The organism is Mucilaginibacter agri (assembly GCF_009928685.1).
GTDB classification, from domain to species: Bacteria; Bacteroidota; Bacteroidia; order Sphingobacteriales; family Sphingobacteriaceae; genus Mucilaginibacter; species Mucilaginibacter agri.
This window is the reverse complement of the sequence record NZ_WWEO01000041.1, coordinates 224,314-248,170: the sequence shown is the minus strand read 5'-3', so window position 1 is coordinate 248,170 and position 23,857 is coordinate 224,314. Positions and strand designations below refer to the sequence as shown.

The following is a 23,857-nucleotide window of genomic DNA, read 5'->3' as shown; positions in this document are numbered from 1 at the left end:
ATAACATGAAAACTATAAATAAAAAAGGAATAGCAGCTTTATCATTAGCCGTGATATTGCTAAGTGAGGGGTGTAGTAAAAGTTTCCTCCAGCCAGAATCACTGTCTAAGTTTACTCCGGATGTTTCGTTAACAACCCCGGCTGCAATGCAAACGGCATTAGAAGGCTGTAATACCATAAACAGAAGCGAGTTTTTTGGCGATTCGGCCCCCATGCTTACCGAATCTATTTTCTCTGATGTTGCCGTAGAGGGTACAACAGATAAGACCACACCGGCGCAAGACTTAAACATCAGGATAACCCCGACAGCTAACCTTAACAGCGACGACTATAACAAAATTGGCTGGTACTGGCAGCAATGGTTTAAAGGCGTTCACTATGCCAACACCATTATATCTCGCATAGACAACGTGAAATGGGCTTCCCCTGCAGATCGTAACTCGGTACTTGGCCAGGCATATTTTCAGCGAGCATACGCTTATTACCGTTTATGCAATGAGTTTGGTGACGTGCCATTGATTTTGAAAGAAGAAACAACGGCTAATACAGCATACTACAGCACCAAACGTGAAGTAATTCTGGATAAAATGAGAACCGACCTGGAGTTTGCCCTGGCAAATGTAACCGACAACGGTGCTAAAGGCGAAGTAACCAAAGGCGCGATTGGCCACCTGCTTACCAAAATTTATTTAGAGCTGGGCAAGTTTGATGAGGCCGTTACTACATCTTCGGGCGTAATTAACGGCGGCAAGTATCGCCTGATGACGGCCCGTTTTGGCAGCACTGGTGGCGACGCGACCAAAAACGTAATCTGGGATTTACATCGCCCGGATAATAAAGCAATTGCTACCAATACCGAAGCACTATACCTGGTACTCGACCGTGAAACATTGGATGGAGCAACAGCCCTTGGCTCGCAATTAATGCGTAATACCACGCCGTTTTATGCCAACGCCAACGTAATATTAACGCCTAACAAAAAAACAGGTATTACAGATGCGGTTACCGCCGAAATTCCGCTTTCGCTTTATTACGGCCGTGGCATTGGCCGCTACCGCGGTACACCATATAGTACCAAATACATTTGGACCGATAATACCGACCTTCGCCACGCCCCGGGCATGTGGATGAATATGACCGACCTAGTGTACAACGCGCCGGCATTAAAAACATCGGATCCTACCTGGTATGGTAAAAACCTGGTGCAGTACACTAAAGACAATGTGAACACCATGTTCTTAAACGGCGCTAAAGACACCATCCGTTGCTGGTTTGGCTGGCCACACTACAAAGTGTTCATCAGCTCAACTAATATCGCGGTAGATAAATACTGGAGCCCACCGCGCGGTACAAACACCGACTGGTATGTTTTCCGTTTAGCCGAAACCTATTTATTGCGTGCCGAAGCTTACGTATGGAAAGGCGACCTGGCATCGGCAATGGCTGATCTGAATGCGGTACGCGCTCGCGCCAAAGCAACTTTGTTTACAGACCCAAGTAAGATCAACATCGGTACTGTGCTCGACGAGCGCGCCCGCGAACTATATTGGGAGGAACCGCGCAAAACGGAGTTGACTCGTATCGCATTTATTTATGCGCTTACAGGAAAACCGTCGTATGCTGGCAAATCTTATAATGTGGCCAACTTCGCTACGGCTAACTTCTTCTACGATCGTATTATCGAGAAAAACGATTTTTACAACAAGGGCGTCGTTACCAATTCGGGCAATACGTTTACTATTTCGCCTTACCATGTGTTATGGCCAATACCTAACAACGATATTTTGCTGAATATAAACGGGCATATTAATCAAAATAAAGGCTACAGCGGTTCGGAAACCAATGTGCCGCCACTTGATAAATTGCCGCAATAAGCATACCTACATCTACCTGCAAAGGGGTGTTTCGGGAAATCTCGAAATGCCCCTTTTTTCTATGAACAGAACCTCAAAAGCGGACGATCAGGAAAAAAGTCAAAAAAATGAAAATATAGTTTTAAAAAATGATCTAAGATTATATCTTTGCAGCCCATTCGGGATGTAGCGTAGCCCGGTATCGCGCCACATTTGGGATGTGGAGGCCGCAGGTTCGAATCCTGCCATCCCGACAAAAAGCGATACCAATAAGTATCAAAACCCTCTAAACGAAAAATTTAGAGGGTTTTTTTATGGTGTTTCAAATTCTAGTCTCACTCGCTAACGAAATAAAATGAAAGAGCAATATTCAGTATGTGCCTTTCAGGATTCGAACCTGCCCGCTTACGCGGTTTCACCGGCGAAGTATCACACACTTACGGCATCTTTTATTATGTCTTTTTTTTAAAAGGGCAAAAAGCAACCGATGTTTTTTTTACTGAGCTACTATGCGAAATAAATCGCCGGGTGGATTTGAACCACCGGCCTTCCCTCTCGGGATGCTCTAACCGAAGTATCACCAATTTACGGCACCTTTTAAGGTTTAGGTATTAATAAATTAAAAGAAGAGAAATGGCTAATCAGCGTGTGATTTGGCGTTTCAGGCGAAGTAACACTGATTTAACGGCATCTTCTCTATTTTTTTAAGGGCAATGGAGCAATACGTGCATTTACTGCTCTACCAACTGAGCTACGATGGATTTCCCAAAGGGCGGGATCGAACCGACGACACGATGTAGCACATATTTACGGCACCTTAATATTTTAGGTTCTTAAAAAAGGGTTATAGGCAAGGAGTGTCTTGCTCTCTACGTTTTAACCATCTCAACTACCCTTACGGGGCCGGACTCGAACCGGCGACCTTAGCTTTGGATTGAAGTAACACTCATTTACGACACCTTTTTTATTTTCAATTTTTTCAAAAAGAAGGGTTAAAAGCAATAAGCCATTCTGCACTGTGCTCTATCCAATTGAGCTACCCTTTCGGGGACGGATTCGAACCGCCAACCCCAGCGTCCAAAACGAAGTAAGACTTATTTACGACACCTTCTTTTATATTTTATAAGGAGCAACAGGCGAACGCGGGATGGGGGACCGCTTAGGGACTCGAACCCTCCCACCACAATGCGGCACTGCCCTCCCCCTCCAGTGTGAGCGAAGTACCCCGTTTCTACGGCATCCTTAAGCCCCCCAGCCCCCTAAAGGAGGAGTTGGGCATTCCCTTTGTTCCCCCTTTAGGGGGTTAGGGGGATATTATTAATAGCATCTAATGCTGAGCCTCCGTTTTCTAAGGCAGCTAACACCTCGAAAACTTTATCGCTCCAGCCTGCTATCAGGTATACATTGTTATGCAATAGCTGCAATGGCGCTTGGCCGTAACCTTTCAGATCAAACAGGTAGAGTTTCGCGTTCGGCGATACCTCTGCCTTGTAGCGTAACCATAAGGTTTGGATATGGTCGGCGGTGTTGTTGCTGTTCCATAACTGTGCATCGGTAAATAATAACACTTTGTCCATTTGTACCCTACGGGATAATATATCTTTGATAACAAGGTAGCCATTGGTGGCATAACCCACCTCGCCCTCGCGGCGATAAAACTCCTGTACGTTACCCAATATATTGTTGCGTGGCACGGTGATGGTTTTCCATCTATCGCCAAACATACCTACCTCCACGTTTTTGCAGCGGCTTTGCAGCAGCATAGCCAGCATCAAACCAACATCGTACAACAAGATTTTACTCTTAGCAGATACTGGTGTTTGCATCGAGCCCGAAACATCGCACGCTAACAGCACACGAGTTTCGTAACCGAAGCCTTTTATGTTGGCGGCGCTTGCCTGTACCGCTTTTTCCAAAGCATCCAGCAATTCGCCAGTGTAACCTTTGTTTTGGCCTTGCATTAAAGCGGTCAGCTTTTTAACCAGGCTTTGCGCAGGCACTTTGGTTACCGCAGGGTTGATCAGCTCGCGGTAAGCTGCCAAATAACGGAACGGAAACTGTTTTGCCTTAGCAACCTCATCAGCATTTGCTAAACGGGCGCATACTTTTTCGAAGTGTGCATAACTAACACCCGCTTCCTGTATGTTGCGCAGGTTACGCAAAAGTGCCATATAGCCCAGCTTGCCGCTGTCAATCAATTCTTCCCATTTAGCGCGGAACGCTATTGCCCTGGCCTCATCGCTATCAAAACCAATTTGGCCTAATGCAGATAGTTCTGTTTCCCAGGTATAAGGAGTCTGTAAATCGCCGTTCACTATTTTGTTGAACAATATTTGCTGCAACTGGTCCTTCGCTTTAGGGTGAACTAAAAACAAAGCGTCGCGTAATTTAATAGCACCATCCCGGTTGTATTTAGCAAACTGATATTCATCGAAACGGTTAAACGCTGTACTCAAACCCTTTTGCATTTGTTTTGATAAACGGTTCAGCTTTTTAGTACCGGTACGCTTGTTCAGCAATTCATAGCAGGCCAATAGCTCGGTGATCTCATCTGCACGGCCAACTACGCCATCAGTAACCCGAGCGACCAAATTGTCGCCCGAGTGCAGCCTTGCCAATTCGGTAACCAATACCAGCGGAACCGAACGCATATACATTTTTGTGCGGGCATAAACAGCCAGCTTGCCGATAAATACCGGATCGCACTTAGTAATCAGTACTTGCAGGCGTTTTAAGCGTGTCTCATCTTTTTCGTAAAAGGAATCGTTTAAGCTCCAGGTAACCACTGCGGTATATAGCTCCATTTCTGGCGTTAGCGTAAATGCTTTAGCGCCGGCGTGGTTAACCGTTTGGTTTCTTGTTTTGCTTAACAGGTTGAATTTCATTGTGAACCTCCTTTTTTTGTTTTGTTGATACAAAGATTGGGAGGTGCTGCGCGGTGTATTTGCGCAGATGGAATAATTTTAAAAAAAGTTTAATTATTTTTCACAAGGACGGCTTAATCAGTTTCCAGTTTCCTTCAGAAATAACTTCAATCGTGTCATCTACCATTTTAATAGCAGTTTGATCGTCAATGGCGTAGGAGGGGACGGATAAAGTAGCTGCCTGTTTTTCGATGTTGGCCAGCGTATTGTTTGTAAATCCCGGATAATCCAGGTGGGGATGGATGGCGAAGTCGACGAAATTCAATGATTTGGGGCTTTCTGTCGGCAGTATATGATTTCCGTAAGTGGTGCCATAGCTGGTCATGATCATACTGCCCGCGCTCAGGCCTACATACACTATTTTGTTCAGCAGCGATGGCAATAGATCTGCTAGGCCCGACTGCTGCATCCAATAACAGAGATACTGGCAGTCGCCGCCACCAACCAGTAGCGCGTCGGTTTCCTGCAGTAGGGGAACCCAAAGTTCCTGTTTGATAGTCGGCAAGGCAGTAAGTTCAAGCAATCCTAACGACTTCCAACCCATTTCGCAAAAAGGATCGCCCAGGGTACCATTAATCACCCTTCGCACAATGTCGCCACCGTTTGGTATACCATATATAGCTGTAGGGACGAAAAGTGCAGTGGACTCGGCAACAGGTTTGCCGAGCATTTCTACCAGTGCATTATGGATGCTGGGGTTGCTGATACCTGCGGAAGTAAGAAGAAGCTTCATAAAACCAACCCTTAATTATTACGACAAATGTTATCTGATAAATATACAATGGAATATACAACATTGTAAAGCGCTGCAAACCAATGGCAAGTTAAGCTAATTTAGTTTAACCAATTAGCGCAGAGCGACCTATTCGCCATGAAAAAAACAGCTCAAATATTATCTGTGGTAATGCTATTGTTCGGCATTGCTTGTAAAAAAGAACAGAACATACCCACTCCTGTAACTCCTGATAAGGTAGAGATGGCGGCTTCTGACCTGACAATAACACAACAATATCCGGTCACCCTTATTGCGGGCGGGTCCTATTTCGACGGACCTAGTTTTTTGGATGGAAAGGGTGCCGCGGCGCGATTTGGCTCGGCACCGGGTGGCATTTTTGAAACAGAGGCAGGCGTGCTTTATTTTGCGGATACCTATAACCATGCCATCCGCAAAATAACTACCGACGGTAATGTAACCACGCTTCAACTGCCAACATCTTTAGGGCTTTACTTACCCAATGACGTTTACCGAAGCAAGCAGGGTACACTTTACATTGCTTACATTAAAACGGACTTTCAGTTTTACCTTGGTAAGGTTGATGCTGCCGGAAAAGCAAGCTATGCCACTATTCCCAACAATAAAACCGAGCGCTTTTTAGACCTTGAAGATGACCGGGCAAATGGCTCTTTACTGGCCGCCACCTATCCTAACTTCTATAAATTTGCGGACAGTAGCCCCGAGGGAACGCCAATACATCTTCAATCAGGCTACTTTGCCACCGACGATTATGATTTGCGGACTAGCCCAACCATAGAAGCCCTAGCCACCAGCCAAACGGGCGATAGGTATTTTACGAGCACCTATGGGAAGCACATTTATCTCAAAGATTCCCTAAACAACTTTAAGGGTGTGTTTAAAAATTTCAATTACACCAATATTACCAGTATTGCGGTATCGGCAGATGGAAAAGAAATTTACATAGCCGATGATGGTAGCATCAAAAAAATATCTGCCACCACTAATTCTATTGTTACCCTCGTAAAAAAGGTTGTGGGTAATACACCAGAGGCTGCCTCTGGCACGGGGGTTAAACCAATGGACAGCCACGTGCCTTTGATAGCCTACGCCAATCATTTAACCATTTCGCACGATGGCAATTACCTGTATTTTACCAGTATTGCCGACTTTTCGACCACGATTAATAAAGTGAAGATACATTGATTGCTTTTATTTGAATACAAGTATTAACAAAGCTCTAATATTTGCCTCAAAACCGATCTCGCAGTATGTCTCTCTTAATTATAGCAAGGGCCATTAAGCTGACTGTGCTTCTGCGGCTGCCCTTTAAAAAAAAGCGTGTGTTTACCGAACGGCTTAAACACCGGCATCAAACGTTTTGGGACGATCCGCGTGCCGAAAGCTTCCGTAACACCCCACTAAAAAGCTTTGCTTCTGTAGAACTATTATACCGGGAGCCCCATTGGCAGCGCTTGCTTAGCAATAAAGCCAATGCAATGCACTTCGCGGAACTGAACGGCTGTAGCGTTCCGGAGGTATATTGGCAGGGTAGGGATGTTAGTGAGATTCCATTTGATAAGTTACCCCCTCAATTTGTGTTGAAACCAACCATCGGTCACTCGTGTCAAAACGTGTTTTTGATGGTAAATGGCGTTAACCTGATGGATAAGAAGCCTTACAGCAATAATCAACTCATCCACATTATGCAAGAGGTGCTGTTGCAGGTGCCGCATAATGAGTTTTTGGTGGAAGAATTTTTAATGTCTGAAGACGGGGAATACCGCATACCAACCGATTATAAGCTGCACACGTTTAACGGCGAAATTGCACGCATTGAAGCCATCCACCGCTTTAGCGCCAATAAGGGTATAGTAAGGGTTTTTGATGCAGACTGGAACCGGCAGGAAAACATCGGCGAAAAGTATAAGGACAAAGAAAAAATTACCGATGCGCCACCGGCCTGCCTGCCCGAAATTATAAACCAAGCCAAAAAGCTAAGCCGGCTTTATCAGATTTACGTACGCATAGATTTTTACGCCACAAACCGCGGCGCCGTGTTCGGCGAGTTTACACCCACACCGGGCATCGGTATAGGCTTCACCAAAAACGCTAACCATTTATTTGCCAGCTATTGGGACAGGCATTGTTATGGAATGATATAATGGGTTAACAGATTGCGGTATCGATAGAGCATCTTCGGCAGGCAAAGTCTGCGGGCATATTAGTCCGTAGTCGGGAGGCTACGGGCAGCGAGGGGTGATTAAAATGCTATCGAATTTTCCTTCTCTCTCTCAACATATGCTCCTTCCCTATAATTAAAACATATATAAAAACGGGCCCAATAATTGCGCTCAAATAAAGTTCGGTGGCGGGTGCCAGGTAGGCGCATAGTAGCATGGCAACTACAACGCTAATGAGGATACAGATATTGAAGTTTCTTTTTGACCGTCGTTTCCGATTCGCTTTTATTAAGGCTTCAAGTTCAGCTTGTTTTAAACTTTCATTTTTAACCTGCCATTCTTGTCTTATAGCTTCAGTTTTTATCTTAAATTCCGCTTGTTTCTGCTTTAGAGATACTTCTATCCGTTCGTTAATTTCGGCCCAGTTGTTATAATTTGTAAAAGCAAATTGGGCGTATATAGATAAAAAGTCGATAACATCTTCTTCTAATTCCTTAGAATCAGCAAATGCATAATCATCAAACGAATAGATAAAACTCAGTTCGAAATCTGTAAGTGTAATGCGCCAGTCCAAATTCCAAAGCATTCTGAGGGCATCATCAACATTTAACAGGTTATTACCGTCAGTTAGTTTTTTATACAATAAACCCATTAGCACCCTTGTGCCTATAAGGCTTTCGTTTTCATCAACATACGCACCAATTACCTCAATTAAATTATTTGTAGTGGTACATAACGATACCTCAATAAAAAGGTACCCTGGTTCATCAGTATTCAGTATGATCTCATCAGCCCATGATGTTACATCGTTTTTAGAAACCAAATCAAGTATTAGTCCCCTGCGAAATACTTCGAGCAGTAACAGAAAATCAGCTGGCTTAGGTGATTGCATATTTATTGTAAGGTAATCGTTATTTTATAATTCTCAATCCTCCGGCTTCTCCCTGGCATCGGCCATTCTCACAATTCTTGGCTCAAATTTGGCGAGTACTTCAACCAAATCGTTTTGTGCGGCCATAACCGTGTAGATGTCTTTGTAGGCCATCGGAGCTTCGTCAATATCGCTACCCATTAGGGTAATGCGCTTGTCTATTAAATTGGCAGCAATGGCGGCTTTGTCCAGCGTTTTAAAGGCGGCGGTACGGCTCATGGCACGGCCTGCGCCGTGGCTGGCCGAATTAATGCTGCTTGCATTCCCTTTGCCACGCACTACAAAACCAGGGGTGCTCATACTACCGGGAATGATCCCTAACACGCCTTCGCCGGCTGGGGTAGCACCTTTACGATGAACCATCACTTCGGTACCGTCCGCGAGTTGCTCTTTCCAGGCAAAATTATGGTGGTTCTCTACCATGCTGATGGGTTTAACACCCAAGGCTCGGGCTATTTTATTATGGATTTCGTGATGGTTGGCGCTGGCGTATTCGCCGGCCAGGTTCATGGCAATCCAGTATTCCTGTCCTTCGTCTTTATCCAAATCCAACCAGGCCAAATGTTTGGCCTCGGCAGGGAGCTTGGTTTTGGTCATGGCAATTTTGCTGTAGTAGTCGGCCACTGTGCCACCAAAACCGCGTGAACCCGAATGCGAAAGCAAAGCCAGATATTTGCCGGCCGGGATATCGGCCAGGGCACCTTCGGCCAGGGTTAATTCGCCCCACTCTACAAAATGGTTACCGGTTCCGCTGGTACCTAATTGTGCATAGGCCTTGTCTTTTAACGAGCGGATCACTTTAGTTTCGCCCCAGGTTTTGCTATCAAATAAAGAACTATCAAAGTGCGATTTAGTGGTGCATCCCATACCGAAGTAGGTGTTATCAACCAATATATTCTTCAACTTGTCGGTTTGGGTATCAATAGCTTCAGCGGGCAAATCGAAAATACTTAAACACATTCGGCAGGCAATATCAACCCCAACTGCAAATGGGATAATGGTGTTTGCACTGGTGGCCAGCACGCCACCAATAGGCAGGCCGTAGCCTTGGTGTGCATCGGGCATCAGGGCGCCCGCAACAGCAATGGGCAATTGCACGGCTGTTCGCATTTGCGTAAGGGCGCCCACCTCAATATTTTCCAAACCCCACACCGGGAAATCGGCGATCTCTTCCTTCAGTTTAAAATTGCTGCGCGATTGTTTTACAAATTTGCCTTCCTTACGCAGGGCGATAACGTCTTCAGCAAGATTTTTGAACTTACCGCCTTTTTTTAAAGCGTAGGGCATCGGGTCGTCAATCAGGGCTTCTAAACTGGCCAGTATGTCTGGTTTGGCCATTACATTATATTTTAACAAACCGTTGGCCACGCGGCTAAAGTTTACCAATATCTCTATATCGTTAATACCTAATGCCTTTAATTCGTTGTTGCTTATTTTTTCCTTTTGCTCGCCAGCCTCGTGAAGAGGGAGTGGCGGTGTTGTATTTTGCTTTCTCATAAACCTGAGCTTGTAATTTAATATTTAAAATGTCTCCGGGCTTTGAACCCCCGCTCCGGATTGAGCGGGGGGCGTTTATGAACGCGTTCAGCCTTTCGACAGTACAAAGAGAAATATCAAGTGCGCAATCTATTTGCGCAGTTAAAAAATATTTTTAATTTCGTTTTAACCCGAATTTATAGAATTATGAAATGATCATAATTAAGGGTTAATCAAAACTTATACAATTCGGGCAATTCATTAATTCTTAAAATTCAAGTTCAGACAAACCTATGCCTGTAAACCGCAATGCCCTTATCCGCTACCGTACCATTGACCAATGCCTACAAAACAGGCGAAGGAAATGGACGCTCGACGACCTGATCGAAGCCTGTAGCGAAGCCATTTACGAGTATCAGGGTATTACTACCGGCGTAAGCCGCCGCACCGTACAGGCCGATATGGAAATGATGCGCAGCAACAAACTGGGCTACGAAGCACCTATTGTGGTGGTCGGCAAAAAGTATTATACCTATAGCGATAAAAATTATAGCATTACCAACATCCCGCTAAACCAGCAGGATATGGAGGTGCTGAGCGAAGTATCGGACTTGTTAAAGCAGTTTAAGGGCTTTAACCATTTTACCGACCTGAATGAAATGGTAAGCAAACTGGAAGATAAGATCTATTCACAAAAAACGCATAATACACCTGTAATTGATTTTGAGAAGAACGATAACCTGAAAGGGCTGGAGTGGATAGAGGTGATCCGCAAGGCTATTGTGGCTAAAAAAACGATTTGCATAACCTATCAATCATTCAAGGCAAGAGATGCCAGCACGTTTTGCTTTAGTGGCTACTTGCTTAAAGAATATCGCAATAGATGGTTTGTTTTAGGGCAAGCCCATAAGCGTAGTTCGCCATTGTTAACCCTGGCTTTAGATAGAATTCAGGCTGTTGAAGAATATACCGATGATTACCGCGCAAACAAGCAAATTGATTTAACCACCTATTACGAGAATGTGATAGGCGTTACCAAAACCATTAATCAACGGGATAACGAAGTGATTTTTTGGGCGGATAAGGATACCGCGCCTTATATCATAACAAAACCGCTGCACCCAACACAAAAGTTGTTAAAAGAAGAAGAGGATGGAAAAATATTCAGTATCCGTGTGGTTTTAAATTTTGAATTGGAACGAGAACTGTTGGGTTTTGGCGCCAGGATTAAAGTATTGGGCCCGCGCATATTGGTTAAGCAAATTAAGGTAAACCTAAATAAAGCGTTGAATAATTATAAACCTTTAACTAATGAGGTAGAATAAAAGAAAGGGCCTTAAAATTAAATTTAAGGCCCTTTGTAAATAAAATATTTTCCAGGCCTAATTGGCTGCCATTTTATTGTCAACTGGTTTTGCATCCTTTACACAGCGGAAACCGATGTGATTGGAGGCCGAGCGGTAATCGCCTTTGCCTCGGGTGCCCACCATGTAGCGGGTGCAATACTGGTCGGTGCATAAGAAAGAGCCACCGCGTTGTACTTTCTTTTTAACTCCGGGTTCGGCTGGATCGTATGAATCTGATGGGCCTTTGGGGTTCTTGGTTACTTTGTTGCCAGATACCGTGTTATAATAGTCGGACCGGTACCAATCGGCACACCATTCCCAAACGTTGCCAGCAATATCATACAGACCATAACCATTAGCCGGGAATTGTTTTACCGGCGCAATGCCCTTAAAACCATCAACGCCCAGATCCTTATCTGGGAAAGAGCCCTCGAAGATATTGGCCATCCACTTTCCTTTGGGCTGTAACTGGTTGCCCCAGCTATAAAGTTTGCCTGCTTCGCCACCGCGGGCGGCATATTCCCATTCTGCCTCGGTAGGCAGGCGTTTGCCCGCCCATTTAGCATATGCGGCTGCATCTTCCCAGGCAATTTGTACAACAGGGTAATTGTCTTTGCCTTTAATATTGGTTTGAGGCCCTTCAGGGTGGCGCCAGTCGGCTCCTTTAACGTACGACCACCATTGCATATAGTCATTAAGTGGTACTTTATTGGCTGGCGGGGTAAACACAACCGAGCCCGCAACAAGATTCTCTTCAGGCGCGTCCGGAAATTCTTCGCGGGTTGGCTTTTGCTCCGCAACAGTGATATAGCCGGTAGCTTTTACAAAGGCGGCAAATTGTTTATTGGTTACTTCGCTGGCATCCATAAAAAAGGGATTAACCTCTACGCGGTGAACAGGGCGGGCGTCGTTCATCATTTCCTTGCCGCCATCATTCATGCCAACAGGGTTTACTCCGCCCATGCTATATTCGCCGCCATTAATAAACACCATACCGGCGGGTATTGGCCCGGTGGCCATCGGTTTATCAAACAGGGTCTCCTTAAACTCACGGCCGCCACCTTCCATAAACGTAGCGCTGTCTGACCGGCTAAAACCACTCGGATGGCACATTGCGGGTTCCCTGCCCGGAAAATTAATCCGCTTAACAAAATGCTCTTCTTTGGCAGCTTCCACTTTCGGGGTATCTGCCTGTTGCGCTATTTTGTTGCCAGACTGCTTGCAGGCTGTGATCAGCAACAAAGCAGTTGCCGGCATTAACATGATCCCTTTCTTCATAGCTGTAGTCATTGGTTCACTTAAGTAAAGTACGTAATATTTAACTGCTTATTATCACTTATTTAGGGGTAAGTTTAATCGTTATTTTTCGGCTGGATAAATCACCTTCCAGTCGTTTTTCATATCGGCTATGGCCCATTTCTTGGCAGTAGCTTCGTCGAGGCCTTTATCCAGTGTGCCCACGTGCGATTTGCGGTCGTATGCCCATTCGCGTGCCGAGTCGGTGTGATGCACGTAGAGTTCGAAGTTTCTTAGTTTGTTAGAGGCCGTCCATTGTAGCATCTCCAAATCACCGTCAGAATTACCTGCGGCGAACACAGGTTTACGACCGATAAATTTTTGAATACCTACAGGTTTACCCGCATGGTCGTCAATAAAATCAAGCTCTGGTAATTTGGTTATGGTCGGTTTTCCGTTGTTGTAATCGTACTTGGCCTTAATGCTGCTGCCAACTATCTGGTCTTTCGGGATGCCGTAAACATCTTCTGCCCAGGCGCGCATAAAGTCTATACCACCACCCGAAACAATAAACACTTTGAATTTATTGGCCTGTAAATATTTAACCAACTCCAGCATTGGCTGAAATACAAGGTCTTTGTACAATTTCTTTTTAATGGGATGTTTGGCTGTATCTATCCATTGCCTTACGCTGGTATCAAATTCGTCGGTAGTCATTCCCGAATGCGTTGTGGCAACAATTTGCAGTAAAGCTTTTTCGCCCTGTTTCATCAACTCGGGCATGTTGTTTTCCAGCAAAGCCTTATATGGTTGCGTTGTCTTCCATTCGGGGTGTTTGGGCGCCATGGCCTTAATCTGGTCAACGGCGTAAAAGAACTGAAAATAGATAGGCTGCTCAGACCAAAGAGTGCCATCATTATCAAAGGTGGCAATGCGGTCGGCAATCGGGATAAAAGTTTCGCTGCCGGTGTCGGTTGCCGCTTTTACATAATCAATAATACTTGTTTTAACGGGGCCATTATTCCACGAAGGAAGCGGGTTAGAGCTGGTATCGGCTGAAGCGGCGCCCTGACTGGCGTCGGTTGTTTTAGGGGTATTAGAATTACATGCTATACTGAAGCAAATAAATGCATAAATGACTGTCAGCGTTAATTTCGACATGGTAGTTTGTTTTTGAAAGTAAGCGTTAGTACCCAAAAGTAATTTAGGTAGCTTAACCAAAAGATAGATTTAATGGGAAAATGGGTTCATCTTAAAAAATGCAACATGTTTATTTGCCGCAAAACCCTTGTTCTGAAGGTTGAGCCGGTTTTCGCCTGTTACAGATACTTAGTAGCGAGAAGTCAAATGATTGCGGCCTTTATGTTTATCTTCGGCGCACCAAATAAAGCTTAGAACATATTAGCCATAAGTATGTTGATTATGTACCACAGGACTTTTTCGGCATTTTACACCAATTTTAAATGAATAATGAGCAAAGGTTGAGCAGCAACCAGTTGTTGGAGGTACTATCCTTATCAAAAAATGCCACCGCTATTTACACAACACACGATATTATAATTGAAACGGCCAATGATGCCATGATTGCGTTTTGGGGCAAAGACAGAGCCGTTATCGGCAAACCGTTAGAGGAAGCTGTGCCCGAATTGAAAGGGCAACCGTTTATAGGCATGCTGCAAAAGGTGCTGAATACGGGTATTACTGAGGCCGGTGAAGGTATTGCTGCTGAATTATTAATAGAGGGGAAGCTGCGAACTTCTTATTATGATTTTGAATACCGTGCTATAAAAAATAGCGCGGGAGAAACCTATTGCATATTGCACACTGCTGCCGATGTTACTGCAAGAGTTTTAGGGGAAATGGCGATAGAAAATGCCCGCGAGCAGAAAGAAGCCTTAGAAAGCGAACAGGCACTTAACGAGGAGCTTGCCGCCGCCAATGAGGAACTAAACTCTATAAACCGCGAACTGCATCAAACGGAGGAAAGCCTGCGGCAATTAAATATAGAATTAGAAGATCGCGTGGCTGAGCGAACCCGCGAGCTCACTAAAAACGAAGCACGCTTGCGCTATCTGCTGGCCGATGCTCCGGTTGCGATGGCCGTGTTTACAGGGCGCGAGCTCATTATAGAAGCTGCCAACAAAAAAGTATTAGAAGCCTGGGGTAAAACTCCCGAAATTATTGGGATGCCATTGCATATCGCTATACCAGAATTGGTGGGTCAGGAGTTTTTGGGCATTCTGGATAATGTATACACCAGCGGCGAACCCTATTATGGTAATGAGGTAAAAGCGCTGCTGGAGCAAAACGGGATTATTGAAGAAGTATATTCAAACTTTGTTTATCATCCACTAAAAAATGCATCAGGCAAAACCGATAGCATTATGCTTGCTGCAAATATTGTGACCGAGCAGGTAAAAGCGAGAAAACAGATAGAGGCCAGCGAAAAACGATTTAGGTTTATGTTAAATGCCATACCGCAGCAAGTGTGGACAGCATTACCAAACGGAGCGCTTGATTATGTTAACCAGGTGGTATGTGATGATTTTGGCGACGGTTTCCCCGCAATAGTTGGGCATGGCTGGCAAAAATATATTCACCCGGATGATTTGCCGCTTGCCTTAACCAATTGGGTTACATCGTTAGAAACAGGCGAGGAGTACGTTGTGGAGTTCAGGCTGCTTTTCAACGACGGTGTGTACCGCTGGCACATGGCGCGTGCTCTGCCTTTTATAGAGGAGGGGCAAATTAAATTGTGGTTGGGCACCAACACCAATATAGATGACCGAAAAAGTAACGAGCAGAAAAAAGATGAGTTTTTATCGATAGCCAGTCACGAGTTGAAAACGCCACTAACTAGCATTAAAGCGTTTAACCAACTGATGAAGCGTACCAGCAATGCCGAGAAACAGGAAAGCTTCATAAACAAGTCGTCGGAGCATATTGTCCGGCTGGAGAAGCTGATCAACGACCTGTTAGATGTTACCCGCATCAATGCGGGTAAAATGGAGTACTCTATGGAGCCCTTTAGCTTTAAGATGCTGTTAGCGGATACTGTTGAAAGCGTACAGCATATTTCGCCCACTCACAACATTATTTTAGAGACTGTTGCAGATGTTACCTATGTTGGCGATCAATACCGTTTGGAGCAGGTAGTGAATAACTTTTTAACCAATGCCGTTAAATATTCGCCGGGTGCAGAAAAGGTGCTTGTTAACAGCAAAATTGACCATAATAATCTCATTGTATCCGTTAAGGATTTTGGTATTGGTATAGCGGAGCAGGATCTTGACCATTTGTTCGACAGGTACTACCGCGTTGACAGTACCTCCATGCGTTTTGAAGGATTAGGGCTGGGGCTTTTTATTTCTTCGCAGATAATAAAAGGGCATAAAGGCAGCTTCTGGATTGATAGTGAAGAGGGTAAGGGATCTACTTTTTACTTCAAGTTACCACTTAACGCATCAGGTAAAAGTGCAGCGTAACAGGACGTCCAAAAAAAGAAATTATTCAAAAAAGAAGTACATAATAGCCTGTTAAACAGCGCGTTGTTTCTTAATAATTTAAAAACATTCTTATGACTCAAATGAATAAAATGAATTTCGAAAAATCGTATACAAAGAACATCTGTTAATAAAAAATTTACGTTTTTTGCCAATAGTAAGTGCATCGCGCTTGCTATTGTGATAAGGTTTAGGTTGAAGTCCCCAAGCAGCGAGTGCAAGGGGGCTTCTTTTTTATGGGAATGATTATTGTATGGCATTAGTATTAAAATAAAAATAGCCGATATGAAACCCACTGAAATAGTGATACAAACTTATGAGCAATTAAAAGCTGAGATAACCGGAAAGCTGAGCCATCAGGGCTATCTGCCGGTGCATGATCAGCATGATGACCCACTCTTCTTCAGCCGTTATATGATATGGTCTAATAACGAGGAGGCCCTGCGTTTAACCTGGGATGGTAAAGAGCAATGGTTTGCTCTGGAGGTTACTCAAGACCTGCCCCTTAAAGCGCTATCGGCATGGTCGCAGATTATGGTGGTGCCTTATGATGTGAAAAATAAACAACAGGCGTATTCGGACGATGTTATCCACAAAATAATGGGTAGCCTCGAATAGCTTTGTAAAAAGCACCAATCCTTTAGGTTCGTTTACTAACTGATATCGATGTTTTTAGTATAACCATCACGGTTATTGGCTAGGCATTGGCGTGCTTTTAGCATATATATTTCTTTCATAGGCCGAAAATAATAAGCGGCATAAATTTTTATGAAGCTTTAATTTACAACCCGTTATCTGTGCGTTTTTATAAATGTTTCTGTTAAATTTGACAATCAATTTCTAAATTCATAAATCACAGTTTTAAGGGAAGTGCTCTAAATGGATAAAATCAATATAAAAATACTGGCCAAAGAATTGAATTTATCTACCTCTACCATTTCAAGGGCTTTTAACGGCAGTTCGGACATAAATAAGGATACCAAAGAACGTATCCTCTCCATTGCACGCGAACACAGTTTTTTACCCAACCATTACGCCAGTAACCTGCGGGATAAAAAGACCAAAACCCTTGCCGTTATCGTACCCGAAATTGCCAACGATTTTTTTGCCCAGGCCATAAATGGCATAGAAGAAGTGGCCCGTAAACATGGTTTCTATATACTGCTTTACCGCACCGACGATATTTTTGAGAAAGAGGTTTCGTTTGTAAATTACCTCAACAACGGTAAAGCCGATGGTATTATCATGTCGGTATCTGGCGAGGGTAATGACCACCAGTACTTAAACAACCTGCGCCAGAAAAACATCCCGGTAGTATTTTTTGACCGCGTGTATGAAGATATCGAGGCAGCTACCGTTACCACTAACGACTATGATAGTAGCTTTGCCGCCACCGAACATTTGCTAAAAAGCGGCTGCCGCAAAATAGCTTACCTGGTGGTAAACAAAAGCATCTCTATTGGTAAAACGCGTATGCAAGGTTATGTAGATGCATTGGCTAAACACAAAGTGCCGTTTAATGATGAGCTCGTAATAGATTGCAGTAACGACGAAAAAGTAAACACTAAGATACTTACCAAGGTGCTGCAGGAAATTAAACCCGATGGCATTTTTAGCTCGGTAGAGCGTTTGGCATTTGCAACTTACCATGTTTGCAATACGCTGGGGGTATCGATACCAAATCAGTTAAAAGTGATCAGCTTCTCGAGCCTGAATATTGCGCCATTGCTTAGCCCGGCACTATCAACTATTACCCAACCCGCGTTTGAGATGGGGGTAAAGGCAGCGACCCTATTTTTCGAAGCCCTGGAAAATAAGGATACCAATTTCCCGAAACGTCAACACGTGCTAAAATCAAAGCTGTTTATCCGTAAATCGGCAGAATAACATAAACAGAAAAGGCGCCGATTAAGCGCCTTTCTTATTTATAATGCCTCGCGGCTTGGATAACTTGTAATTATACGTTTACAAAAAGCTCTTCGGCTGGTTTGCGCACTTTAACAAAGTTTGCAGTAGCATCTTCTGCAGAACGGTAACCAATAGTTACGATAACAGAAGTTGTTAAACCTTTTTCCTTCAAGCCTAAAATTTCATCAAATTGAGCTGGATTAAAACCTTCCATTGGGCAGCTGTCAATATCAAGTTCGGCAGCGGCAGAAACTAATACGCCTAAGCCAATGTAAGCCTGTTTGTGTGCCCAAGCAATTTTTTGCTCAGTTGTTTGGCCATTTACAGAACCTAACATCATGCCTTTATAGCCTTCAAGGCTGTCGTGAGGTATTTGTCTTACTTTAACAATCTCGTCTACATATTTATTTACATATGCTTCGTCGATGTTAGTTTCAGCAGCGAAAACAATTAATTGAGATGCATCTGTAATTTGAGTTTGGCCATAAGCAGCAGCTTTTAATTGCTCGCGCACTTCAGGGTTTTCAACCACAATAACTTTGTAGTGATGTAAACCCAATGACGATGGAGCTAAACGAACGGTTGCAAGCAATTGCTCTAATTTATCGGCAGCTATCTTTTTATTTGCGTCGAATTTTTTAGTGGCATAGCGCCAGCTAAGTTTATCAATTAATGACATGTTGTATTTATTTTAAATGTTAAACAAAAATAGATGTTTAAACATTTAAAATGGTCACAGCAGGGTAAACTATAATAGGCCCCTTTCGTGGAGTAATTTACGGCGTTCTTTTTCCAGCCGCTTTTGCTCCTTTTTTTGATCTTTAAGTCGCTGTTTATTCAGTTCGGCGGTGTCAACGGTCTCTGTTTTGGTAGTGTCTTTTTTACCGCCACCAAATAAGCGCTTAAAGAACCCTGGTTTTTTTTCTTCCTCAGGCGCCGGTTCAACAGGAATCGGAACAATGCCGGTTTGGTCATCGTCGCCGGTCTGTTTCATTAAGCTATCAACAACAGCAGGATTAGTATCAACAGAAGGGGCCGGGCGAAGGCTTTCTTTTAAACGTACGGTATAAAACCCGTAGGCGCTGGTGTCGGGATTAGTTAAGCCATTCTTAGCCATTAAGCGGCCAATGAGGTTAAAGTAGCCATGTAAGCGAGGGTTAAGCGAACCGTCGGACAGGAATGCATACAAGCCCTTTTTAGGGTTAGGTACAATGCTGGCCAAGTAAATACTCTCGCCTAGTGTTAACTGTGAGGGGCTCTTAGCGAAGTAGTAATGCGATGCCTCGCCGATACCATAAACATTACGGCCCCATTCAATAATATTAAAGTATACCTCCAGCATCCGGTTCTTGGTCATAATGCCGGTATTCTCTATGGTCCACACTATTAGCGTTTCTTCTATCTTACGTGCCAGCGTTTTTTGGCGACTCAAGAACGCGTTTTTAACCAGCTGCATAGATATGGTACTACCACCGCGTTTAAACTTCTTCTCCTTAAAATCGGTAACGATAGATTTGCGAAGAGATTCTTCCACAAAACCATGATTGCGATAGAAAGAAGGGTCTTCCGCTGTCATAACGGCATTTCGCAAATCGGGCGAAATGTTTTCTAATGGCGTGTAGTTAGAATTTGATGGGCCAATGGTGCGCGAAGGCATTGGCTGACCTTTTTCGTAAGGGGTATAAACAAACTCGTGATTAAGCTTATCGAAATCGGTCTTTCCGTAAGCCAGTATCTTAAAGTTATCCTTATCGAGCCTCGAGTCGAATATCAGATCATCGGGCTTGGTAGCATCTAAATAGAAGTTGAGTTTGTAGTTGAGTTTACCCGAAACCTTCATGCCCTCAAGCGATTCAAACATGCCTTGAGGAAAAGAGTTCCAGATATTTTGAGCGTCGATCCATCCTGTGTGCAATTTTAGCTCGTAAATTTTATTAGGACGAAGCGTGTATTTGATGTAAGGATTAGCCACAATATCCTTCAACCGGATTACCGACGAGCTATCGACAGAAACATAATTTTCACCCACAAATAAATTGGCATCCATGCTAGCTTGCGGCACCACAATATTGTTTGATGATAAAGCCGGGTGGTTAATCAGCATGTTGCGAACAGAGGTATAAGCGTAAATCTTTGTTTCGCCACTGCTGTGCTCAACTTTTACCAGCTTGGTGGTAAGAGTGTCGAAATTAAATTTCAGCCTAAACTTCTTTTCAATAAATGGCAGCTCCACCTTTTTGCCATCGGCGTATAAGCGGATGTCGATATTTTTATCAGATGGGTGCATTTTACCATCAAAATGCCAGATAGATTCGTTGTTGTTGATGTTGAAGGTGGATTTGAGATCACCATCTTTAATAATTGCCGTTGGTATAACCACCCTTACATTATTACTGTCGTCGGCAAATGTGGTGGCGAAGTTTTTAAGATTAAGGTTGTCCGGAATCTTATAGAGCACCTCATTAACCAGGTTATTAGATAATTCGGCAAGGTCTATTTTTGATTTGGTAGAGGTCGAATCCTTTTTCTTTTTAAACAGAAAATCGAAGTTGCGAACGCCTTTTTTACTGGTAAGATTAAGGTGCCCGTCCTGAAGGTTTACATCGGCCAGTTTTACATTGCCAAAAATAAGCGGAAGTAGTTTAACACTTACACCAAATGTTTTGATAGTCAGCAAACTATCGCGTTGCTCGGGCACTACTGTTATATCTGTAAAAGCAACGGTACTGAAGCCCGTAAAATGGGCCGAGCCTATTTTTACATCTAAATTATAATCAGTCTTGGCTTTTGACTTAGCTTTGCTAATCACTTTTTGCAACAACGCCTCGCGCTTGGAGTAGGCAACTGCTCCGCCAATAATCAAAACTATTAGCAGTGAAACAAAAACAATAACGGCGATACGGATATATTTTGGATTGAGGCGATGCATTTGTGAAATTTAACCAAACATAAAACTAAATCTTATCCGTGCAAAACGGTTTTAAGTAAAGTTTATTTCCCTAACAAACCCAAGCACGCCCTGTTTTTATAAATTTGCGCTGATTAAAAAAAAATGACAATAACTCACGAACAAGTACTACACGCCCTGGGCCATGTAGAAGAGCCGGATTTAAAAAAGGACCTGGTTACACTTAACATGATACAGGACATTAAGATAGATGGAACCAAGCTTAATTTTTCTGTTGTATTAACCACGCCGGCCTGCCCGTTAAAAGGGTTAATAGAGAATGCCTGCCGTAACGCCATCAGTCATTTCATCAGCCCTGAAATTGAGGTAAGCATTAACATGACCTCGCAGGTTACTGCACAAAAAAACACCGGTGTGCCGGGTGTTAAAAATATTATAGCCGTTGCATCCGGCAAAGGCGGGGTTGGTAAATCAACCGTAGCCGCTAACCTGGCCTTAGGGCTTGCGCAAAAGGGCGCTAAGGTTGGTTTAATAGACGCGGACATTTATGGCCCATCTGTGCCTATTATGTTTGGTTTAGAGGGCGCACGCCCAATGGCCAGCCAGGTAAATGGTAAAACGCGCATAGAGCCGATAGAGAAATATGGTATTAAATTACTGTCGATAGGGTTCTTTACAGACCCTAACCAGCCGGTGCCATGGCGTGGGCCGATGGTATCAACTGCGGTAAAACAGTTATTTAATGATGCCGATTGGGGAGAGCTTGATTACCTGGTAGTTGACTTGCCACCGGGTACCGGCGACATTCACATCACCGTAACCCAAAGCTTCCCGATTGCCGGGGCGGTTATTGTTACCACGCCGCAAAACGTAGCGCTTGCAGATGCCCGTAAAGGTATAGGCATGTTTATGATGGATGCTATTAATGTACCGGTGTTGGGGGTTATCGAAAACATGTCGTACTTTACACCTGCCGAACTGCCCGAAAACAAATATTACATTTTTGGACAAGGCGGCGGACAAAAGCTGGCAGAGCAAATAGAAGCACCATTTTTGGGCGAAATACCTTTGGTAAAGAGCATCAGCGAATCGGGCGACTCCGGACAGCCGTTGGTGCTGCAGGATAATAACCCAATGACGCAGGCGTTTTTAAACATTGCCGAGCGGGTTGCACAACAGGTTGCTATTTGTAATGCAGGCATTTCAAATAAAATAATTAATTGATTACCTTTACATTTATAAATAAGTATAAATGAGTTTAATAGATCAGGTAGAGGCAGCACTGGATACCATTCGTCCATATCTGGAAGCTGATGGCGGGAATGTTTCTATTGAGGAGATTACTCCTGAAAACGTTGTGAAGCTTAAATTATTAGGATCATGTGGTTCGTGCCCAATGAGCATCATGACACTTAAAGCAGGTATTGAGCAGGCTATTAAAAGAGCTGTGCCCGAAATTACCTCCATTGAAGCCATTAACCTAACAGATATCGACGACCCGAACGCGGTGTTGCCCGAGAATTTGAGATAGTTGTTAAGTTATGTTAAAAATGCAGCTGCATCATATGCAACGCTGTATTTTTGCGTTTTAACAAAACCAATTTAAACTATTGATAGTATTTAATTAGGGTGATTAGTAAGGCAATGAAGCGTTTAGCAGGCATATTATTTTTTTTGATGTTTACCGGGCTTACCGTATGGGCGCAGGAAAAGGAGCAACCATTGGTACAGTTTACCGGCGTTATACACAATGCCGATAGCACCAAAATTATTGTGCCTTACGTAAACATCACTAATCTGTCATACCATAACCAGCTCAACATGTCTAACTACCAGGGGTATTTCTCTTTTGTAGTGCATGAGTTGGATACCCTGCGTTTTACCAGTGTGGGTTATTTGCCGCAAACTATTGTGGTGCCGGCGGGAGGAACAAAAAGCTATACCTTACAGGTTCAATTAAAGCCACAAACCATCAATTTGCCTGTAGTACGCGTATTTCCATGGGCTACTACCGATGAGTTTCGTAAGGATTTTATCAGCATGAAAATTGCAGATGACGATTTAGAGATTGCCCGTAAAAACATCATACGCAGTATATCAGACATTGGCAGAAGTACCCTCGCCCGAGATGCGCAGGAAATACAATCAGCCAATGCCCAGGATATGCACATGCAGTTAATGAACCAGCATTCGCTTACCCCAAACCCATTGTTAAACCCAATAGCCTGGGGTACGCTCATCAAACAGATTGCTGACGGGGACTTTGCCCGCGGTACAGGTAATTAACGGCCTTTTTTAACCGCCGGGAACTTCATCTTGTAATCCACTTTTACCATCCCTCTCGAAATATCATTCAGTCGTTTTTCGATAAGGCGTTTGCGGAGCGGGCTTAGCTTGTCGGTAAACAGCTTGCCCTCTATATGGTCGTATTCGTGCTGAATAACGCGTGCAGCCAGACCTTTGTAGGTTTCTTCGTGGTGCTGCCAGTTTTCGTCGTAGTAGCTTATTCTAACCGTATCCTTGCGGTAAACATCTTCGCGGATATCGGGAATGCTTAAACAACCCTCGTTAAAAGCCCACTCTTCGCCGGTTTCTTCAATTATCTGTGCGTTAATAAAAGCTTTTTTAAACTTAGCCAGTTCTGGCTCATCGTCATCAAACGGCGATGCATCAATTACGAAGAGACGTTTCAAAATACCAACTTGTGGGGCTGCCAGGCCAACGCCGTGGGCCGCGTACATGGTTTCAAACATATCATCAACCAGTTTTTTCAGGTCAGCTTCGTCTTTTTCGATATCACTGGCCTTTTTTCTTAAAACCGGATCACCATACGCTACGATAGGAAGTTTCATAATT

At 43.8% G+C, this 23,857-nt stretch carries 19 protein-coding genes and 2 tRNA genes; 11 read left to right on the top strand and 10 right to left on the bottom strand.

Annotation, left to right across the window (positions count from 1 at the left end):
- Positions 1-5: 5 nt before the first annotated feature.
- Both GSY63_RS08395 and GSY63_RS08390 read left to right on the top strand, forming a co-directional pair.
- Entirely contained in the window at positions 6-1,874 is a 1,869-nt protein-coding gene (locus tag GSY63_RS08395; protein WP_166585348.1) for a RagB/SusD family nutrient uptake outer membrane protein, read from the top strand.
- A 159-nt stretch (positions 1,875-2,033) separates the two neighbouring features.
- Positions 2,034-2,107 (top strand) — tRNA-Pro (locus GSY63_RS08390).
- 643 nt (positions 2,108-2,750) lie between these two features.
- Here the strand turns inward: GSY63_RS08390 and GSY63_RS08385 are convergent.
- The 3 genes from GSY63_RS08385 to GSY63_RS08375 all read right to left on the bottom strand — a co-directional run bounded on the left by GSY63_RS08385 (position 2,751) and on the right by GSY63_RS08375 (position 5,510).
- A tRNA-OTHER gene (locus GSY63_RS08385) sits at positions 2,751-2,898 on the bottom strand.
- A 250-nt stretch (positions 2,899-3,148) separates the two neighbouring features.
- Positions 3,149-4,738 (bottom strand): TROVE domain-containing protein, encoded by a 1,590-nt coding sequence (locus GSY63_RS08380; RefSeq protein WP_166585347.1) that lies wholly within the window; start codon positions 4,736-4,738, stop codon positions 3,149-3,151.
- Between the two features lie 100 nt (positions 4,739-4,838).
- On the bottom strand, positions 4,839-5,510 hold the full coding sequence (locus tag GSY63_RS08375) for a Type 1 glutamine amidotransferase-like domain-containing protein (protein ID WP_166585346.1): 672 nt from the start codon (positions 5,508-5,510) through the stop codon (positions 4,839-4,841).
- Between the two features lie 138 nt (positions 5,511-5,648).
- Here GSY63_RS08375 and GSY63_RS08370 point away from each other — a divergent pair, with 138 nt between their 5' ends.
- Both GSY63_RS08370 and GSY63_RS08365 read left to right on the top strand, forming a co-directional pair.
- A complete protein-coding gene (locus tag GSY63_RS08370; RefSeq protein ID WP_166585345.1) occupies positions 5,649-6,716 on the top strand; it encodes an NHL repeat-containing protein in 1,068 nt (355 codons plus the stop codon).
- Between the two features lie 65 nt (positions 6,717-6,781).
- Positions 6,782-7,675 carry an ATP-grasp fold amidoligase family protein gene (locus GSY63_RS08365; protein WP_166585344.1) on the top strand — a complete coding sequence of 298 codons (894 nt, stop codon included), beginning with the start codon at positions 6,782-6,784 and terminating at the stop codon, positions 7,673-7,675.
- Positions 7,676-7,781: 106 nt separating this feature from the next.
- On the opposite strand, the gene GSY63_RS08360 is transcribed toward GSY63_RS08365, so the two are convergent.
- Together GSY63_RS08360 and GSY63_RS08355 are read right to left on the bottom strand one after the other, a co-directional pair.
- The gene (locus GSY63_RS08360; RefSeq protein WP_166585343.1) at positions 7,782-8,585 is read right to left on the bottom strand and encodes a hypothetical protein; all 804 of its coding nucleotides are present in this window, start codon (positions 8,583-8,585) and stop codon (positions 7,782-7,784) included.
- A 33-nt stretch (positions 8,586-8,618) separates the two neighbouring features.
- Positions 8,619-10,121 (bottom strand): RtcB family protein, encoded by a 1,503-nt coding sequence (locus GSY63_RS08355; RefSeq protein ID WP_166585342.1) that lies wholly within the window; start codon positions 10,119-10,121, stop codon positions 8,619-8,621.
- Between the two features lie 272 nt (positions 10,122-10,393).
- Here GSY63_RS08355 and GSY63_RS08350 point away from each other — a divergent pair, with 272 nt between their 5' ends.
- Positions 10,394-11,425, top strand: coding sequence for a helix-turn-helix transcriptional regulator (locus GSY63_RS08350; protein ID WP_166585341.1), 1,032 nt, complete (start codon positions 10,394-10,396; stop codon positions 11,423-11,425).
- A gap of 57 nt (positions 11,426-11,482) precedes the next feature.
- Here GSY63_RS08350 and GSY63_RS08345 read toward each other — a convergent pair whose 3' ends face one another.
- Entirely contained in the window at positions 11,483-12,724 is a 1,242-nt protein-coding gene (locus GSY63_RS08345) for a formylglycine-generating enzyme family protein (RefSeq protein WP_243749185.1), read from the bottom strand.
- Positions 12,725-12,805: 81 nt separating this feature from the next.
- Complete coding sequence (locus GSY63_RS08340; RefSeq protein ID WP_166585340.1) at positions 12,806-13,843, bottom strand: HAD family hydrolase; 1,038 nt, start codon at positions 13,841-13,843, stop codon at positions 12,806-12,808.
- Between the two features lie 302 nt (positions 13,844-14,145).
- Here GSY63_RS08340 and GSY63_RS08335 point away from each other — a divergent pair, with 302 nt between their 5' ends.
- The 3 genes from GSY63_RS08335 (at position 14,146) to GSY63_RS08325 (ending at position 18,072) form a co-directional block, all read left to right on the top strand.
- A complete protein-coding gene (locus tag GSY63_RS08335; RefSeq protein ID WP_166585339.1) occupies positions 14,146-16,167 on the top strand; it encodes an ATP-binding protein in 2,022 nt (673 codons plus the stop codon).
- A gap of 303 nt (positions 16,168-16,470) precedes the next feature.
- Positions 16,471-16,803: a hypothetical protein gene (locus GSY63_RS08330; RefSeq protein ID WP_166585338.1), complete on the top strand. Its 333-nt coding sequence runs from the start codon at positions 16,471-16,473 to the stop codon at positions 16,801-16,803.
- A 261-nt stretch (positions 16,804-17,064) separates the two neighbouring features.
- Complete coding sequence (locus GSY63_RS08325; RefSeq protein ID WP_166585337.1) at positions 17,065-18,072, top strand: LacI family DNA-binding transcriptional regulator; 1,008 nt, start codon at positions 17,065-17,067, stop codon at positions 18,070-18,072.
- A gap of 70 nt (positions 18,073-18,142) precedes the next feature.
- On the opposite strand, the gene GSY63_RS08320 is transcribed toward GSY63_RS08325, so the two are convergent.
- The gene (locus GSY63_RS08320) at positions 18,143-18,772 is read right to left on the bottom strand and encodes an NAD(P)H-dependent oxidoreductase (RefSeq protein ID WP_166585336.1); all 630 of its coding nucleotides are present in this window, start codon (positions 18,770-18,772) and stop codon (positions 18,143-18,145) included.
- A 69-nt stretch (positions 18,773-18,841) separates the two neighbouring features.
- Positions 18,842-21,022: a biosynthetic peptidoglycan transglycosylase gene (locus GSY63_RS08315; RefSeq protein WP_166585335.1), complete on the bottom strand. Its 2,181-nt coding sequence runs from the start codon at positions 21,020-21,022 to the stop codon at positions 18,842-18,844.
- A gap of 123 nt (positions 21,023-21,145) precedes the next feature.
- Here GSY63_RS08315 and GSY63_RS08310 point away from each other — a divergent pair, with 123 nt between their 5' ends.
- From GSY63_RS08310 to GSY63_RS08300, 3 genes are all read left to right on the top strand, one after another.
- Positions 21,146-22,225 (top strand): Mrp/NBP35 family ATP-binding protein, encoded by a 1,080-nt coding sequence (locus GSY63_RS08310; RefSeq protein ID WP_166585334.1) that lies wholly within the window; start codon positions 21,146-21,148, stop codon positions 22,223-22,225.
- Between the two features lie 28 nt (positions 22,226-22,253).
- Positions 22,254-22,532: a NifU family protein gene (locus GSY63_RS08305; RefSeq protein ID WP_166585333.1), complete on the top strand. Its 279-nt coding sequence runs from the start codon at positions 22,254-22,256 to the stop codon at positions 22,530-22,532.
- Between the two features lie 113 nt (positions 22,533-22,645).
- A complete protein-coding gene (locus GSY63_RS08300; RefSeq protein WP_166585332.1) occupies positions 22,646-23,287 on the top strand; it encodes a carboxypeptidase-like regulatory domain-containing protein in 642 nt (213 codons plus the stop codon).
- Here the strand turns inward: GSY63_RS08300 and def are convergent.
- Positions 23,284-23,853 (bottom strand): peptide deformylase, encoded by a 570-nt coding sequence (gene def, locus GSY63_RS08295; protein WP_166585331.1) that lies wholly within the window; start codon positions 23,851-23,853, stop codon positions 23,284-23,286. The two genes, GSY63_RS08300 and def, sit on opposite strands and share 4 nt — an antisense overlap.
- Positions 23,854-23,857 lie beyond the last annotated feature (4 nt).

Excerpts from the sequence above, each read along its gene's own strand:
- GSY63_RS08335 (WP_166585339.1), top strand. The coding sequence starts at position 14,146 with ATGAATAATGAGCAAAGGTTGAGCAGCAACCAGTTGTTGGAGGTACTA.
- GSY63_RS08300 (WP_166585332.1), top strand. The coding sequence starts at position 22,646 with ATGAAGCGTTTAGCAGGCATATTATTTTTTTTGATGTTTACCGGGCTT.
- GSY63_RS08330 (WP_166585338.1), top strand. The coding sequence starts at position 16,471 with ATGAAACCCACTGAAATAGTGATACAAACTTATGAGCAATTAAAAGCT.
- GSY63_RS08355 (WP_166585342.1), bottom strand. The coding sequence starts at position 10,121 with ATGAGAAAGCAAAATACAACACCGCCACTCCCTCTTCACGAGGCTGGC.
- def (WP_166585331.1), bottom strand. The coding sequence starts at position 23,853 with ATGAAACTTCCTATCGTAGCGTATGGTGATCCGGTTTTAAGAAAAAAG.
- GSY63_RS08310 (WP_166585334.1), top strand. The coding sequence starts at position 21,146 with ATGACAATAACTCACGAACAAGTACTACACGCCCTGGGCCATGTAGAA.
- GSY63_RS08345 (WP_243749185.1), bottom strand. The coding sequence starts at position 12,724 with ATGAAGAAAGGGATCATGTTAATGCCGGCAACTGCTTTGTTGCTGATC.
- GSY63_RS08350 (WP_166585341.1), top strand. The coding sequence starts at position 10,394 with ATGCCTGTAAACCGCAATGCCCTTATCCGCTACCGTACCATTGACCAA.
- GSY63_RS08320 (WP_166585336.1), bottom strand. The coding sequence starts at position 18,772 with ATGTCATTAATTGATAAACTTAGCTGGCGCTATGCCACTAAAAAATTC.
- GSY63_RS08360 (WP_166585343.1), bottom strand. The coding sequence starts at position 8,585 with ATGCAATCACCTAAGCCAGCTGATTTTCTGTTACTGCTCGAAGTATTT.
- GSY63_RS08325 (WP_166585337.1), top strand. The coding sequence starts at position 17,065 with ATGGATAAAATCAATATAAAAATACTGGCCAAAGAATTGAATTTATCT.
- GSY63_RS08305 (WP_166585333.1), top strand. The coding sequence starts at position 22,254 with ATGAGTTTAATAGATCAGGTAGAGGCAGCACTGGATACCATTCGTCCA.
- GSY63_RS08375 (WP_166585346.1), bottom strand. The coding sequence starts at position 5,510 with ATGAAGCTTCTTCTTACTTCCGCAGGTATCAGCAACCCCAGCATCCAT.
- GSY63_RS08340 (WP_166585340.1), bottom strand. The coding sequence starts at position 13,843 with ATGTCGAAATTAACGCTGACAGTCATTTATGCATTTATTTGCTTCAGT.
- GSY63_RS08315 (WP_166585335.1), bottom strand. The coding sequence starts at position 21,022 with ATGCATCGCCTCAATCCAAAATATATCCGTATCGCCGTTATTGTTTTT.
- GSY63_RS08365 (WP_166585344.1), top strand. The coding sequence starts at position 6,782 with ATGTCTCTCTTAATTATAGCAAGGGCCATTAAGCTGACTGTGCTTCTG.
- GSY63_RS08380 (WP_166585347.1), bottom strand. The coding sequence starts at position 4,738 with ATGAAATTCAACCTGTTAAGCAAAACAAGAAACCAAACGGTTAACCAC.
- GSY63_RS08370 (WP_166585345.1), top strand. The coding sequence starts at position 5,649 with ATGAAAAAAACAGCTCAAATATTATCTGTGGTAATGCTATTGTTCGGC.
- GSY63_RS08395 (WP_166585348.1), top strand. The coding sequence starts at position 6 with ATGAAAACTATAAATAAAAAAGGAATAGCAGCTTTATCATTAGCCGTG.